The following is a 14,712-nucleotide window of genomic DNA, read 5'->3' as shown; positions in this document are numbered from 1 at the left end:
GTGCCCTCGGGTAGCATCCCGCGCACATGCAGTGGCCCTACGAACTCCTCATCGGCTGGCGCTACACGCGCGCGGGCCGCGGCGGCCGGCGCAACGCCTTCATCTCCTTCATCTCCGGCGTCTCGATGCTCGGCATCGCGCTCGGCGTGGCCGCGCTCATCATCGTGCTGAGTGTGATGAACGGCTTCCAGAAAGAGGTGCGCGACCGCATGCTCAGTGTGGTGGCGCATGTCGAAGTGTTCGGCGGGGGTGGCGCGGCCCTGGCCGACTGGCGCGCTCTCGCGGCGCAGGCGATGCAGCACCCGGAAGTGCGCGGCGCCGCGCCCTTCATCGCGGCGCAGGCCCTGGTGGCGCGCGGCGAGGACATGCGAGGCGTGGTCGTGCGCGGCATCGACCCCGCCGAGGAGCCCAAGGTCACGCCGCTGGCCGCCGAGCTGGCCGGGACCGTGCTCGCCGAACTGCGGCCCGGCGATTGGGGCATCGTGCTCGGCGGCGAGCTCGCGCGCAGCCTGGGCGTGCGGGTGGGCGATGCGGTCACCATCGTCACGCCCAATGGGCAGGTCACGCCGGCCGGGGTGGTGCCGCGGCTCAAGCAGATGACGGTGGCGGGCGTGTTCGAGTCCGGCCACTACGAGTACGACAGCGGCCTGGCGCTGATGCACGTGGACGACGCAGCGCGGCTCTTTCGCGTGGAAGGGCCCACCGGCGTGCAGCTCCGCCTGGACGACCAGCAGGACGCACGCACGGTCGCCGCCGAACTGGCGATGAGCCTGGGCCCCGACGTGGCGGTGCGTGACTGGACCCGCACCAACCGCAACTGGTTCGACGCGGTGCAGCTCGAAAAACGCATGATGTTCATCATCCTCACCCTGATCGTCGCAGTGGCCGCGTTCAACCTTGTGAGCACGCTGGTGATGACGGTGACCGACAAGCAGGCCGACATCGCCATCCTGCGCACCCTGGGTGCGAGCCCGCGCTCGATCATGGGCATCTTCATGGTGCAGGGCGCGCTGTCGGGCGTGCTGGGCACGCTGGGCGGGCTGGCACTGGGCCTGCTGGTCGCGCTCAACATCGACGTCATCGTGCCGGCGCTCGAGCGGCTGTTCCAGGCGAGCTTTCTGCCGGGCAGCATCTATCTCATCAACCGCATGCCGAGCGATCCGCAGATGGCCGACATCGCGCCCATCGCGCTGATCTCGCTGGTGCTGGCCTTCGTGGCCACGCTCTACCCGAGCTGGCGCGCGAGCCGCGTGCAGCCGGCGCAGGCCTTGCGCTATGAGTGAGGCGGCGGGGGACGCGGTCTTGCGGGGCCGCGGCCTGCACAAGCGCTTCCGCGAGGGCGGCCTCGACGTGGCGGTGCTGCAGGGCGTGGACATCGCCGTGGCGCGCGGCGAAACCCTGGCCGTGGTGGGCGCTTCGGGTTCGGGCAAAAGCACCTTGCTGCACCTGCTCGGCGGGCTCGACGAACCCAGCGCCGGCAGCGTGGAGCTGATGGGCCGTGCGCTCAGCGGCCAGGGCGCCGGCATGGACGCCGCGGCCCAGGGCGCCTGGCGCAACGCGCACCTCGGGTTCATCTATCAGTTCCACCATCTGTTGCCCGAGTTCAGCGCTCTCGACAACGTGGCGATGCCGCTGCTCATCCGCCGCATGACGCGCGACGAGGCGCAGGCGCAGGCGCAGGCGATGCTCGCTTCGGTGGGCTTGGCAGGGCGCGCCGCGCACCGGCCGTCGGAGTTGTCGGGGGGCGAGCGCCAGCGCGTCGCGGTGGCGCGCGCGCTGGTCACGCGGCCGGCGTGCGTGCTGGCCGACGAGCCCACCGGCAACCTCGACCGCAGCACCGCTGACGGCGTGTTCGCGCTGATGCGCAAGCTGGCTGCGGCGGTCGGCACCGCCTATGTGGTGGTGACGCACGACGAGTCGCTGGCGGCGCGCTGCGACCGGCGGCTCTTTCTGGATCGCGGCCGGCTCGGCGACTGATCGCCATAGGTCCGGACGAGCTTCTTCATCAGCGCATGCTCGGCCACATGCGGACACCCGGCGTGATGAGCTGACCGGATTGGATCTTCGTAGACGTGGCTGTGCCAGAGCGAGGCGACAAGGGCATGCATGGCGAAACGCCGGCGATGGGCAGGCGTATTGGCGGGCATGGCATGTGCCCGAACGAAGGTTCCCGTAGCTCTAGTTTCTCTACCCAGAAAGGACTGTCATGGCCAATGCTTCAACCTCCCACGAAACGGCTCACAAGTCGCAGTCGGTGATCGGCTCGATCGCGCTCGCCCTGGTGATCGTCGGTGCCCTGAACTGGGGACTGATCGGGCTGTTCGACCTCAACCTGGTGAGTGCGCTGTTCGGCGAAGGCTCGCTGCTCACGCGCATCATTTACGTGCTGGTCGGCGCCGCGGGCATCTACGCGCTCACCTTGTACCCGCGGGTGGCTCGTTCGCCGAACACCGAAAACCGCTTCGGCTCTGACTACGGCCCGGGGCATCCCAACTTCGTCGAGCGGCGCAGATCACCGCAGCCGATGTATTGAGGCGACGTTTCGGCGCAAGGCGGAGAGGTTGCCGTGCGGGGCCCTTCCGCTTTTCGTTTTGCCGACTGTCAGTCGAGGACGGCGCATTGAAGGCCGCGCCGACGCCGCTTCAGTGGTGCGCCAGCGGGTCGTGCCCCCAGTTCATCAGAGAGTAGCGCCAGCGCGTCTCGCGCACATCGCCCGCGGGCCGCTGTGCAAGGTGGCGGTGCACGTAGCCGACGACCTTGCGCATGTGCGCCCAATCTTCGTCCGACAGATCGGCCTGCCGGGCGCGCAGCAATTCCACGATGCGCCGGCCCGAGTGGTGGCCGACGGATTCGTGCTCGCCTTCGTGCACCCACCCGACCTCCTTCGAGTCTTCGCTTTCCAGCCAGCGCTCCAGCTTGGCGGGCGCCATGTTCACGGCCTTCTTGAATTCGGCCAACGTGCTGCGGTGCTCCGCGGCAGCATCGTCCTTCGCGGCGCCGCGCTTGGCGGGGGCGCGGTGGGTGTCGGACGTGGCCATCTCAGTGCCCTTTCTTCAGCGCATCGGGCTTGTGGATCGCGGTCTTGCCGGTCTTGTCGCTCTTCACCTCGTATTGCGGATCGCCGGACGAGGCCTTGGCGGTGTGTCCTCCGGCCTTCGCGGTGCTGGTCACTTTCTTGGTCACCGTGCCGGTGGTCTTGCCCTGCGAAGTGTTCCATTCGACCGGGTCACCCTTCTTCAGTTGATCTGTCATGTGTTGACTCCTTCTTGCGGCGTTGCCGTCGCAGTGGCGGTGTTGGAATGCGGCGAAGCGGTCGCGGGCTTGCGCACCGCGTCGCCCGTCGCCTCGAGGATCAGCCGCGCCGCCTGCTCGGGTTGATCCCAGTGAGGGAAGTGGCCGCAGCGCTCGAACCAGTGCAGCCGCGCGCCGGGAAAGCGTTGCAGCGCCCGCGCGGCTTGGCGGGGCAGGCACACGCGGTCTTGGCGGCCCCAGCCGATGGTGATCGGCCCGGGCGTGCTCCCTGCCGCCGCCCCTCGTTGCTCGGGTCCGAAGACCAGCGAGCGCAGCAGGGGGTCGAACGAGGGCGACTGCGCGTAGCTGCGCATCTCCATGAGCGCCAGGTCGCCCGGCAGCGCCCAGGGCCGTGCCGAGAGCTGCGAGAGCAGCAGCGTGCGGCCGAAAGCATTGCCGGTGATCCACGGCATCGCCGGCTGCAGCAGCCGCACCAACTTGATCGACAGGCCGATCGAGCGGTGGAAGAAGCTGCGCTCCCACCCCTGCCAGAAGCCGCCGGGGTCCAGAGAGACAGTCGCGCCGATCGCACCGCGGCGCGCGAGTTCGAGCACGAGGCGCGCACCCATCGAGCTGCCGACCGCGTCCACGCCGATCAGGTGCCGGGCTTTGAGAAAGTCGCAGGTCGCGTCGGCCAGCGTCGCGATCGACACCTCGCCGGGCAGCGGCGGCGTTTCGCCGAAGCCGGGCAGATCCACCGCGATCACCTGGCGCCGCGCTGCGAGCGGCCCCAGCACCGGCGTCCATGAACGCCAGCTACCGCCCAGGCCGTGGATCAGCAGGAGCGGCTTGCCGATACCCGTCGAGAGGTGGTGCATGCCCGGTCCTTCACTTCGCGCCGCCTGCGTGCGCATGGGCGTGGGACTTTTCGGCCTTGCTGTCCTCGGCCCCGGTGTTTGCGCCGGCGCCGGCCTTGCCCGCTGCCTTGCCACCGGCCGACAGGCCCGGCTTGAGCACCACCTTGGTCCAGCCGTCGTCGCGCTTGTCGAAGTGCTCGTAGGCTTCGGGCGCTTCCTCGAGCGAGCATTCGTGCGAGACGATGAAGGCGGGTTGCGCGCGGTCGAGCTGGATGAGCCGGCACAACTGCCGGTTGTAGGCCTTCACGTTGGCCTGGCCGGTGCCCATGGAGAGGCCCTTGTTCCAGAACGCGCCGAAGTCGAAGGCGATCTCGCCCTTCCTGGCCAGCTCGTCGGCGCCGCCCGGGTCTTCCGGCACGAACACGCCCACGACACCCAGGCCGCCGGTGGCGCGCACCGACTTCACCAAGTCGTTCATGGTGCCGTTGGGCACCTCGTGGCCGGCCGGGTCGTGGCACTGGTAGCCGACGCATTCGCACCCGCGGTCGGCGCCTTCGCCTTCGGTGAAATCGAGCACTTGCTCGACATGGTCGCGGTTGCGGTCGTCGATCGCGATGGCGCCGATGCGCTCGGCCAGCGCCAGCCGGTCGGGATGGCGGTCGATCACCATCACCCGGCTCGCGCCGCGCAGTTGCGCCGAGTAGGCTGCCATGAGCCCGACCGGGCCGCAGCCGTAGATGACGATCGATTCACCGGGCTGAAAGCCGGAGAGCTCCACTGCGTGATAACCGGTCGGCCAGATGTCGGCCAGCATCACGTAGTCGTTTTCTTTCTCCTCGGCATCGTCGGGCAGCACGAGGCAGTTGAAGTCGCCATAGGGCACGCGCAGGTACTCGGCTTGGCCGCCTTCGTAGGGGCCCATGTCGGCGTAGCCGTAGCCCGCGCCGACCTTGCCCGGGTTCATCGACAGGCAGGCGCTCGTGTAGCCCCGCTCGCAGTTCTTGCAGTAACCGCAACTGCAATTGAAGGGTATGCAGACCTTGTCGCCGACCTTCACGCGCAGCACGGCCTTGCCGACTGCGATCACCTCGCCCAGGTTCTCGTGGCCGATGATGCGGCCCGCCTCCAGGCTGGTGCGGCCCTCGTACATGTGCAGGTCGGAGCCGCAGATGTTGCTGCTGCTGATCTTGACCAGGACATCGGTGGCGTACTCGATCTTCGGATCGGGTACCTCCTTGACTTGCACGTCGTGTGGGCCGTTGTAGACGATGGCTTTCATGCGGCGGCTCCTTCGGTTGAGGCGGCCCCTGCGGAGGGCAGATGCCGTACCCGCAAAAGAAAACGGCGAAGCGCTGAGCGCTTCGCCGTCGTCGACAAGCCGGGAGCTTTAACGCTGGCTTGGCGCGGTGACCGCGTCGTCGCCGGCGGGTGAGCCGGAGCCGCTGCGGTTGGGCGTCGTGCCCGAGCCGCTCGTGCTGCCGCTGGACGAGCCGCTCATGCTGCCGTCCGAGGACTGGCCCTTCATGGTGCCGGTCGTTGTGTTCTCGCGCTGGCTCGGCGCGGTGACCGTGTCGTCACCGGCGGGTGAGCCGGAGCCGCTGCGGTTGGGCGCCGTGCCCGAGCTGCTCGTGCTGCCGCTGGACGAGCCGCTCATGCTGCCGTCCGAGGACTGGCCCTTCATGGTGCCGGTCGCTGTGTTCTCGCGCTGGCTCGGCGCGGTGACCGTGTCGTCGCCGCCGGGTGAGCCGGAGCCGCTGCGGTTGGGCGCCGTGCCCGAGCCGCTCGTGCTGCCGCTGGACGAGCCGCTCATGCTGCCGTCCGAGGACTGGCCCTTCATGGTGCCGGTCGTTGTGTTCTCGCGCTGGCTCGGCGCGGTGACCGTGTCGTCGCCGGCGGGTGAGCCGGAGCCGCTGCGATTGGTCGTGGTGCCTGCTGCGCCGCTGGAGGCGCCCGCCGTCGTGGCGTCCTTGCCGGAACCGTGCTTCATGCTGCCGTCTCCTGCATGGAGGGCCGGTGCGAAGGCCAGGCAAATGGTGGCGGCGAGGGCTGTGGCTTGGAATTTCATTGCGATGCTCCTGAGCAAGATGGAAAAGGGGCCGAACCGCTTGGGCGTTCGGTTGAACCTGTGATGGGCAAGCGCCGTTCCCGGGTCGCTCCAGCGGGGTCGTCATCGATCCGGTCCGCGTGGCTGTAGACCTCGAAATCGCGGCCGCGCGCCAGTGCCACCAGCGTGATGCCGCAAGCGTGCGCCGTGCGCACCGCCAGGGCGGTCGGCGCCGAAACCGCGGCGATCATCGGCGCGCCCAGGCGGGCGGTTTTCTGCACCAGCTCCACCGAGATGCGGCTGGTGAGCAGGACCATGCCGCTCGCGCCAGCCGTGCGTCGTTGTGCAAGGGCGCCGGCCAGCTTGTCCAGCGCGTTGTGGCGGCCCACGTCCTCGCGCAATGCCACCAGTCCGGCGCCCGGGCGCCAGAAGCCGGCGGCATGCAGGGCCCGCGCCTCGCGGTTGAGTGCCTGCGCGTCGCCGAGTGCCTGCATCGCCTGCGCGATGTCGTCGGGCGAACAGCGCCAGCGCGCGCCCTCGTCGCGCAGCCAGCGCACCGGCTTGGATGCCGCGTCCAGCGTTTCCACGCCGCACAGGCCGCAGCCGCTCGGGCCGGTGAGGCGGTGGCGCTTGGTGCAGGCCTTGTCGCTGCGGGCGGCGAGCTGCATGCGCAGCTCGATGCCGAGCGGCGTCGGGCAGATCTCCAACGCGGCGATCTGCGCCGGCACGTCGATCACCGCCTCCGACAAGCTGAAGCCGAGCGCGAAGTCTTCCAGATCGGCCGGCGTGGCCATCATCACCGCGTGCGGCGCGCCGTCGTACACGAAGGCGATGGCGGTTTCCTCGGGCACGGTTCGCTGATCAGCGACCAACGCGCCGCCGTCCTGCGAGCGCAGCCGCGGCAGGCAAACCAGCGGCGAGGCGATGCTGCCGTGCAGTTCGGCGCTCATCGCATCGATGCCGCCATGCCGGCTTCAGCGTTCGGCACCGCACTGCTCGTTGGGGAATGCGCCGCTTCGGTATTGCACCCGCGAGAGGGCGGGCCGCTCATGCCGGCCCCTGAGCCGCAGCGCTTTCGCGCCGCACTCTCACCGGCGTAGCCTTGAAGCCCGGCACCTTGGAATCCTCGGCGCGGTGCCACAAGGGAATGAGCGGGTTGCACTCGGGGTAGTAGGCGCCGCAGCAGCCGGGCGGAATGTCGTAGGCGGTCACGCGCATGCCGTGCACTTCGCGCTTTACGCCGTCGTCCACGGCGGTCGCCAGGCTGACCGTCTCGCCGTCGGCCAGGCCCAAGCGGGCGATGTCGCCGCGGTTCATGAACACCACGCGGCGCGTGCCCTTCACGCCGCGGAAGCGGTCGTGCAGGCCGTAGATGCTGGTGTTGAATTGGTCGTTCGAGCGCAGGGTCATGAGCTGCAGCACCTCGGCGCGGTCGGCCTCCTCCGGCTCGATGCCGGCGAACAGACCCGCCGGCACGATGAACTGCGCCTTGCCGCTCTCCGTTTCCCATTGGCGCAGCCGCGCGGGAATGGGCCGCGCGAAGCCGCCGGGCCGCCACATCGCGCGCTCGTAGGGCTCGGCCATGTGGTCACGGAATATCTCCGGATACGTCTCGGCGATGGCCAGCCGCACCTTCGAATAGTCGCCGGCCCAGGCGTCCCAATCGACATGCTCGTTCGGTGCCAGCGTGGCCTTGGCCAGCTCGGCCACGATGCGCGGCTCGGAGCGCAGATGCGGGCTGGCCGGCGCCGTCTGTCCGCGCGAGCCGTGGATGTGCGCCAGGCTGTCTTCCACCGACACCGCCTGCGGGCCGCCGCGCTGCTCGTCGATCTCGATGCGGCCCAGGCAGGGCAGCAGGTACGCGACCCTGCCGTGGATGACGTGGTTGCGGTTGAGCTTGGTGGCGACCTGCACGGTCAGCGGCAGGCGTCGCCAGGCCTCCTCCATCGCGGCCGTCTCCGGCACCGCGCGGATGAAGTTGCCGCCCAGCCCGAGAAAGCCCTTGACCTCGCCGCTCAGCACGCCCTCGCATGCGTCCGTGGTGCCGTGCCCCTTCCAGCGCGGCGGCGCGAAGCCGTACTGCTCGGCCAGCTTGTCGAGCGGCGCCAGTTCGGGCTTTTCGGTGATGCCCACCGTGCGCTGGCCCTGCACGTTGGAGTGGCCGCGCACCGGGCAGATGCCCGCGCCGGGCTTGCCGATGTTGCCGCGCAGCAGCATCAGGTTGCACACCATCGCCACGTTGTCCACGCCGGCGCGGTGCTGGGTGAGGCCCATGCCGTAGACAGCCATCACGCGCTCGGCCTTGGCGTACAGGCGCGCGGCTTCTTCCATCTCGGTGCGCGACAGGCCACTGTGGCGTTCGAGCGCGATCCACTCGTGCCCGCGCGCCGCTTCGGCAAAGGCTTCGAAGCCCTGCGTGTGCTGGTCTATGAATTCGGCGTCGAGCACCCGTGCGCCGCCTTGCGCCTGCGCCGCGTCATCGGCCTCGATCAACGCCTTGGCCACGCCGAAGAGCGCGGCGATGTCGCCGCCGTTCTTCAGCTGGTAGTAGTGCGAGGCGATGCGCGTTTCGCTGCCGCTCAGCATCTCGGTGGGGGACTGCGGATCGGTGAAGCGTTCGAGCCCGCGCTCCTTGAGCGGGTTGAACACGGCGATCGGCACACCGCGCTCGGCCACGCTCTGCAGTTGATGCAGCATGCGCGGGCTCGAGGTGCCGACGTTCTGGCCGAGGTAGAAGATGCAGTCGGTGTGCTCGAAGTCGTCGAGGAAGATGGTGCCGACCGACGAGCCGATGCTCTTCGGCAGTGCCACGGAGCTGCTCTCGTGGCACATGTTCGACGAATCGGGCAGGTGGTTCGTGCCGTACAGGCGCGCGAACAACTGCCACATGTACGAGGCCTCGAGCGAGGCGCGCCCGGACGTGTAGAACACCACCGACTCCGGCGCCAGCTTGCGCAGCTCGCGGCCGATCTACTCGAAAGCCGATTGCCACGTCACCTCGACGTAGCGGTCGGTTGTGCCGTCCCAGCGCATCGGGTGAGTGAGGCGCCCTGCCGCTTCCAGCTCGTGATCGGACCACGTTTCCAGTTCGGCCAGGCTGTGCCGCGCGAAGAAGCCGGGATCGACGCGCTTGCGGGTCAGCTCCCAGGCCGTGGCCTTCGCGCCGTTCTCGCAGAACTCGAAGGGCTTGGGATGCGGCAGCTTGGCCCAGGCGCAGCTCACGCAGGCGAAGCCCTCGGGTTTGTTCTGGTGCAGGAGCACGCGGCCGCCTTCGACGGCGATCTGCTCGCGCAGCAGGATGTCGGTCACGGAAGACAGCGACCCCCATCCGCCCGACGGGCCGCGGTAGGTTTCGATCTCGGTTTCGGCCTGCGTGCCGCGCTGCGGCGGTGGATCGTCTCGGTGGTCAGCCATGCGGCAATCTTTCCTCGGTACTTCAGGGCATTTGCGGCTTGGCGCGAAAGCCAGAACATTCGCTTGCATCTGTGAACGCTGGCGTGCGGTCAGCTCTCGTGTGTCGAAGGTCGTGACTCGATGGCACGTCGGTTGCAGCCGCCTTCGGTCGACCTTGCTCGGTGGGCAAGGAACGCGCCCACCGGCGCTGCCTTGGCCGGAGCACAAGCAGGCGCGGCGCTTGCTGGTGCGGCGAACCGTTTCGAAGGAGTCCTCGCGATGTCGAGCCGTCCCCCCGCCGTTCCCGTGCGCTATGAACCCGTGTTCGAAAGGCCCGAGCCCGACGAGGCCGAGACCACCCGCGCGTTGGTCGAAACCATGCGCAAGATTCAGGAGAAGACCTTCGAGGACGGTGGCCATGCGCTGCGCAGCGTGCATGCCAAGAGTCATGCCCTCCTGCAGGGCGAACTCGAGGTGCTCGTCGGCTTGCCGCCGCACTTGGCGCAGGGGTTGGCTGCGAAGCCGGGGCGCTATCCGGTGGTCATGCGGCTGTCGACCATTCCGGGGGACATCCTCGACGACAACGTTTCCACCCCGCGCGGCCTTGCCATCAAAGTGGTGGGTGTGCAGGGGGAACGCCTGCATGGCTCCGAGGGTCACAACACGCAGGACTTCGTGCTCGTCAACGCGCCGGCCTTTCTCAAGAGCGATGCCAAGAGCTTCCTCAAGAGCCTTAAGCTGCTGGCGGCCACCACCGACAAGGCGCCGGGCCTGAAGAAGGTCTTGTCCTCCGTGCTGCAGGGCGTGGAGAAGGTGATCGAGAGCGCAGGCGGGCAGAGCCCCACCATCATGAGCATGGGCGGCCACCCCGAAACCCACCCGCTCGGCGAAACGTATTACAGCCAGGTGCCGGTGCTGTGGGGCGAGTACATGGCCAAGGTGGCGGTGGCGCCGATTGCGCCCGAGCTCACCGTGCTGACGAAGAAGGCGGTCGATATCGACGGCATGCCCAACGGCCTGCGCGAGGCCGTGGCCGAGCACTTTGCGCGGCGCGGCGGCACGTGGGAATTGCGCGTGCAGCTGTGCACGAATCTGGAGGAAATGCCCATCGAGGACGCCAAGGTCGTGTGGCCCGAGGAGCGCAGCCCTTACGTCGCCGTGGCACGCATCCGCGTGGCGGCGCAGCCTTCGTGGACTGCGGCGCGCGCCGATGCGGTGGACGACCGCATGTCCTTCAGCCCCTGGCACGGCTTGGCGGCGCACCGGCCGATCGGCTCGGTCATGCGCGTGCGCAAGGCCGCCTACGAGGCGGCACGCGCCTTCCGCGAAAGCCGCAACCAGCAGCCGGTGGACGAGCCCCGCGTGCTGGAAAACTTGCCTGGTTAGGCGCGCATGAAGGCGCGCGAAAGCGGTCGTATCGATGTGCCGGGCCGCGAGTCGGGCGGCGGCGGGGCCGGGCCCGGCGGTTCAGCACGGGGAGGGCCGCGCGACGCAGAGCCCGTAGCCACGCTCTCGGTCACCGACGCGGTGATCGTCACCATCGGCCTGGTCATCGGCGCAGGCATCTTCAAGGCGCCCTCGCTGGTGGCGGCGAACGTGGACAGTGGCGCGCTGATGCTGGGCCTGTGGTTGGCGGGCGGGGCCATCGCGCTGATCGGCGCGCTGTGCTATGCCGAGCTGGCCAGCACCTACCCGAGCACCGGCGGCGACTACCACTACCTCAAGCGGGCTTTCGGCAGCGGGCCGTCCTTCCTGTTCGCCTGGGCGCGCATGACCGTCATGCACACCGGCTCGATCGCGCTGCTCGCCTACGTGTTCGGCGACTACGCTTCGCAGCTCTGGCCGCTCGGCACGTATTCGGTGGCGATCTACGCGGTGCTGGCGGTGCTGGCCTTCACAGCGGTCAACCTGATGGGCATCCGCCAGGGCACCGGAGTGCAGCACCTGTTCACCAGCCTGGAAGTGCTGGGAGTGATCGCCATCGCGGTCGTCGGTTTGAGCTTTGCCACGCCCACGCCGCTGCCGGTGCCCGAGCCCGGCGCCCCCGCGCCGACCACCACGCTCGGCCTGGCGATGGTGTTCGTGCTGCTCACCTATGGCGGCTGGAACGAATCGGCCTACGTGTCGGGCGAGATGCGCGGCTCGCGCTCGGGCATTGCCCGTGCGCTGGTCATCGGCATCGTGCTCATCACCGCGCTGTACCTGGTGGTGAACTGGGCCTACCTGCACGTGCTCGGCCTGTCGGGCATGGCCGCCTCGGAAGCAGTCGCCGCCGACCTGATGCGCCAGGCGCTGGGCGAGCGCGGCGCGGTGCTGGTGAGCCTCATCGTGGCGGTGTCGGCGCTCACCTCGATCAACGCCACCATGATCACCGGCGCGCGTTGTAACTACGCGCTCGGCCGCGATTTCCCACTGTTCGGCCGCCTCGGTCGATGGCACGGCCGCGCCAATACGCCCGTCAACGGCCTGTTGCTGCAGTCGGCCATCGTGCTGGCGCTGGTCGGCCTGGGCTTGCTGGCGCGCAGCGGCTTTTCGACGATGGTGGAGTACACGGCGCCGGTCTTCTGGCTCTTCTTCCTCTTGAGCGGCCTGGCCCTCTTTCGCTTGCGCGCCCTCGATCCGCAGCGCGAGCGGCCGTTTCGCGTGCCGCTGTATCCGCTCACACCGCTGCTGTTCTGCGGCAGCAGTGCCTTCATGCTGTGGTCCAGCCTGAGCTACACCGGCACCGGCGCGCTGGTCGGCGTGGCCGTACTGCTGCTCGGCGTGCCGGTGTACTGGCTGGCGCGGCGTCCCGTTCGGGCGCTGCCAGCGGCTGCCACCGGAGCCGCGCTGCAAAGCGTTCCCGAGCGGCGCTGAACGCGGCGTGCTCTTCCTTCATTAACCGCTCAACCACTTGCACGAGGTGACCGACATGCACAAACGTCCTTTCCTTTGTTTGCTGGCGCTCGCGCCGGCGCTCGCCCTCCCGGCCTTTCACCTGCACGCGCAAGACGCCGAGGTGCGCAAGGACGTGCCTTTCGTGCCGACGCCCGAAGACGTGGTCGCGGCCATGCTCAAGCACGCCAAGGTGACCAGCAAGGACGTCATCTACGACCTCGGCTCGGGCGACGGGCGCATCGTCATTTCGGCCGTCAAGCAAAGCGGTGCGAAGGGCGTGGGCGTGGACATCGATCCGCAGCGCATCAAGGAGGCCAACGAGAACGCCAAGGCCGCCGGCGTGACCGACCGGGTGAAGTTCATCCAGCAGAGCTTCTTCGACACCGACATCAGTGACGCCACCGTCGTCACGCTCTACCTGCTGCCCGACATCAACATGAAGCTGCGGCCCAAGCTGCTCAAGGAGTTGAAGCCCGGCACGCGCATCGTCTCGCACAACTACCACATGGGCGACTGGAAGCCGCAGGCGCAGGAAACGATCGGCCACCACACGGTTTACTTCTGGGTCGTGCCGGAAGGCGGCAAGCTGGCTGCGCGCTGAGACGCTGCTGGCGCGCGATGCGGCCGCGAAGCGCGGCGAACGGGAACGTGGCTTGCCTCGCCTTACACGAGGCAAGCCATTTCTCATTCAACCCACGGAAAACTTCGATGAAGACACGACGCATCACCCCCGCCCGGCCCGCATCCCTGAAGGCGCTTCCCGGCGCTGCCCCACGCCGACTGGCGCTCGCCGCCGCACTTGCGTTGACCGGCGCCGGCTGGATCGCTGCTCAAGATGCACGTGCTCAAACGGCCGCCGACCAGCGGCCTGCTGCGTCGTCCGAGACCGGCACGAAGTACGACGCCGACAGCGGCATGCAGCAGGTGCTCGACACCCTGGCCGGCATGAACGGCAAGCCGATCGAAACCCTCAGCGCGGAGCAGGCCCGCAAGCAGCCGACGCCGGCCGATGCCGCCATGGCCGTGGCCAAGAAGGAAGGCAAGCCGGTCGAGCCGGGCGAGGCTGTGCCGGGCGTGACCAGCATCGACCGCACGATCCCCGGCCCCGCCGGCGCGCTGCCCGTGCGCGTGTACACGCCGAAGGGCAACGGGCCGTTCCCCGTGATCGTGTACTACCACGGCGGTGGCTGGGTCATCGCCGACAAGGAGGTCTACGACGCCGGAGCGCGCGGCTTGTCGGCCGAGGCCAAGGCGGTCGTGGTATCGGTCGATTACCGGCGTGCGCCCGAGGCCAAGTTTCCGGCCGCGTGGGACGACGCGCTGGCCGCCTATAAATGGGTTGCGCAGAACGCCTCGCAGATCAAGGGCGACCCGAAGAGGCTGGCGCTGGCGGGAGAGAGCGCCGGCGGCAACCTGGCCGTGTCCACCGCCATCGCCGCCATCGATGCGGGCGTGACGCCGCCGGTGCACGTGCTCGCGGTCTACCCGGTAGCGCAGACCGGCAACCTGTCGACCGACTCGTATGTCGACAGTGCCCAGGCGAAGCCGCTGAACAAACCGATGATCGCGTGGTTCGTTGAGAAGACCTTCGCCAAGCCGGCCGACAAGAGCAGCCCGCGCGTCGACCTCGTCAACGCCAAGCTGACGGGCCTGCCGCCCGTGACCATCATCAACGCCGAGATCGATCCGCTGCGAACCGACGGCGAGCTGCTCGAGGACGCGCTCGAAAAGGCCGGCGTGGAGGTCGAACGCAAAGTCTACGAAGGCACGACGCACGAGTTCTTCGGCATGGCCGCCGTGGTCGACGATGCCGAGGACGCGCAGGAGTACGCTGGCGAACGGCTGCGCGAGTCGTTCGGCCGATGATGCGCGGCGCCTGATTGCCGCAGCTCGATTCGAGCCGTGAACCGCGAGGTTTGCGGCTCGTCGCGTTTTACCTTTGACTCCTTCAGCAAGGGCGTGAGCGAGTAGCAGGCCAATTCATTGGTTCATGGCGCTGTGCCTTCGGCGACGAATGAACGCCAAAAAGCGGGGAGGGTCTGGAACCGGCCCGTTGCGGACGTTCAGCGCGCGTTGCTGTTGCTTTGCGGATGTTGTGCGGTCGCAAAGCCGCGGGCGCGCGGCGGGCTTCGCTTCAGTGCGGCAGTCGGCCCTGCGGGCCGACTGCGCTGCGCTGCTCGGTCTCGTGGCCGCGTCGCGGAACTCGCTGCGTTCGCTTTGCTCACTGCGCTCAAACAGCCGCGACGAGTCAGTTGACGAAGCGCGCTGCGCGCTCAGCCACGAGCCCTGCGCTGCTCGCCGCCGCACAGG

At 68.7% G+C, this 14,712-nt stretch carries 14 protein-coding genes and 1 pseudogene; 8 read left to right on the top strand and 7 right to left on the bottom strand.

Translation table 11 applies throughout. From position 1 onward, the window contains the following. Positions 1-26: 26 nt before the first annotated feature. The 3 genes from H0W40_RS09270 (at position 27) to H0W40_RS09260 (ending at position 2,533) form a co-directional block, all read left to right on the top strand. Positions 27-1,283 (top strand): lipoprotein-releasing ABC transporter permease subunit, encoded by a 1,257-nt coding sequence (locus H0W40_RS09270; RefSeq protein WP_292445546.1) that lies wholly within the window; start codon positions 27-29, stop codon positions 1,281-1,283. Next, positions 1,276-1,977, top strand: coding sequence for an ABC transporter ATP-binding protein (locus tag H0W40_RS09265; RefSeq protein WP_292445545.1), 702 nt, complete (start codon positions 1,276-1,278; stop codon positions 1,975-1,977). Before H0W40_RS09270 ends, H0W40_RS09265 begins: the two co-directional genes overlap by 8 nt. 229 nt (positions 1,978-2,206) lie before the next feature. Further along, entirely contained in the window at positions 2,207-2,533 is a 327-nt protein-coding gene (locus tag H0W40_RS09260; protein ID WP_292445543.1) for a DUF378 domain-containing protein, read from the top strand. Positions 2,534-2,642: 109 nt separating this feature from the next. Here H0W40_RS09260 and H0W40_RS09255 read toward each other — a convergent pair whose 3' ends face one another. The 4 genes from H0W40_RS09255 to H0W40_RS09240 are packed head-to-tail and all read right to left on the bottom strand — an operon-like array spanning position 2,643 to position 5,367. Further along, entirely contained in the window at positions 2,643-3,038 is a 396-nt protein-coding gene (locus tag H0W40_RS09255) for a DUF3140 domain-containing protein (RefSeq protein ID WP_292445542.1), read from the bottom strand. 1 nt (position 3,039) lies between these two features. Next, positions 3,040-3,252, bottom strand: a complete 213-nt coding sequence (locus H0W40_RS09250; RefSeq protein WP_292445541.1) for a DUF2945 domain-containing protein — start codon at positions 3,250-3,252, stop codon at positions 3,040-3,042. Then, a complete protein-coding gene (locus tag H0W40_RS09245; protein ID WP_292445539.1) occupies positions 3,249-4,109 on the bottom strand; it encodes an alpha/beta fold hydrolase in 861 nt (286 codons plus the stop codon). The genes H0W40_RS09250 and H0W40_RS09245 overlap by 4 nt, the downstream gene beginning before the upstream one ends. Before the next feature lie 10 nt (positions 4,110-4,119). Beyond that, positions 4,120-5,367 (bottom strand): glutathione-independent formaldehyde dehydrogenase, encoded by a 1,248-nt coding sequence (locus H0W40_RS09240; protein WP_292445538.1) that lies wholly within the window; start codon positions 5,365-5,367, stop codon positions 4,120-4,122. Positions 5,368-5,494: 127 nt separating this feature from the next. Here H0W40_RS09240 and H0W40_RS09235 point away from each other — a divergent pair, with 127 nt between their 5' ends. Then, positions 5,495-6,217 (top strand): hypothetical protein, encoded by a 723-nt coding sequence (locus H0W40_RS09235; protein ID WP_292445537.1) that lies wholly within the window; start codon positions 5,495-5,497, stop codon positions 6,215-6,217. Here the strand turns inward: H0W40_RS09235 and fdhD are convergent. Beyond that, entirely contained in the window at positions 6,150-7,082 is a 933-nt protein-coding gene (fdhD, locus tag H0W40_RS09230) for a formate dehydrogenase accessory sulfurtransferase FdhD (protein ID WP_292445535.1), read from the bottom strand. The two genes, H0W40_RS09235 and fdhD, sit on opposite strands and share 68 nt — an antisense overlap. Before the next feature lie 97 nt (positions 7,083-7,179). Continuing rightward, positions 7,180-9,546 (bottom strand): annotated as a pseudogene (locus tag H0W40_RS09225) (FdhF/YdeP family oxidoreductase). 258 nt (positions 9,547-9,804) lie between these two features. On the opposite strand from H0W40_RS09225, the gene H0W40_RS09220 reads away from it, so the two are divergent. The 4 genes from H0W40_RS09220 to H0W40_RS09205 all read left to right on the top strand — a co-directional run bounded on the left by H0W40_RS09220 (position 9,805) and on the right by H0W40_RS09205 (position 14,268). Continuing rightward, entirely contained in the window at positions 9,805-10,911 is a 1,107-nt protein-coding gene (locus tag H0W40_RS09220; RefSeq protein WP_292445534.1) for a catalase family protein, read from the top strand. 6 nt (positions 10,912-10,917) lie between these two features. Beyond that, positions 10,918-12,381, top strand: coding sequence for an APC family permease (locus tag H0W40_RS09215; protein ID WP_292445533.1), 1,464 nt, complete (start codon positions 10,918-10,920; stop codon positions 12,379-12,381). 55 nt (positions 12,382-12,436) lie between these two features. After that, positions 12,437-13,003 carry a class I SAM-dependent methyltransferase gene (locus tag H0W40_RS09210; RefSeq protein WP_292445532.1) on the top strand — a complete coding sequence of 189 codons (567 nt, stop codon included), beginning with the start codon at positions 12,437-12,439 and terminating at the stop codon, positions 13,001-13,003. Positions 13,004-13,110: 107 nt separating this feature from the next. After that, complete coding sequence (locus tag H0W40_RS09205) at positions 13,111-14,268, top strand: alpha/beta hydrolase (protein WP_292445530.1); 1,158 nt, start codon at positions 13,111-13,113, stop codon at positions 14,266-14,268. 114 nt (positions 14,269-14,382) lie between these two features. On the opposite strand, the gene H0W40_RS09200 is transcribed toward H0W40_RS09205, so the two are convergent. Next, on the bottom strand, positions 14,383-14,712 hold a 330-nt coding region (locus H0W40_RS09200; RefSeq protein ID WP_292445528.1), incomplete at its 5' end, for a hypothetical protein.

The organism is Methylibium sp., from assembly GCF_013817345.1.
GTDB lineage: Bacteria > Pseudomonadota > Gammaproteobacteria > Burkholderiales > Burkholderiaceae_C > Methylibium.
This window is presented reverse-complemented; position numbering and strand designations above follow the sequence as displayed.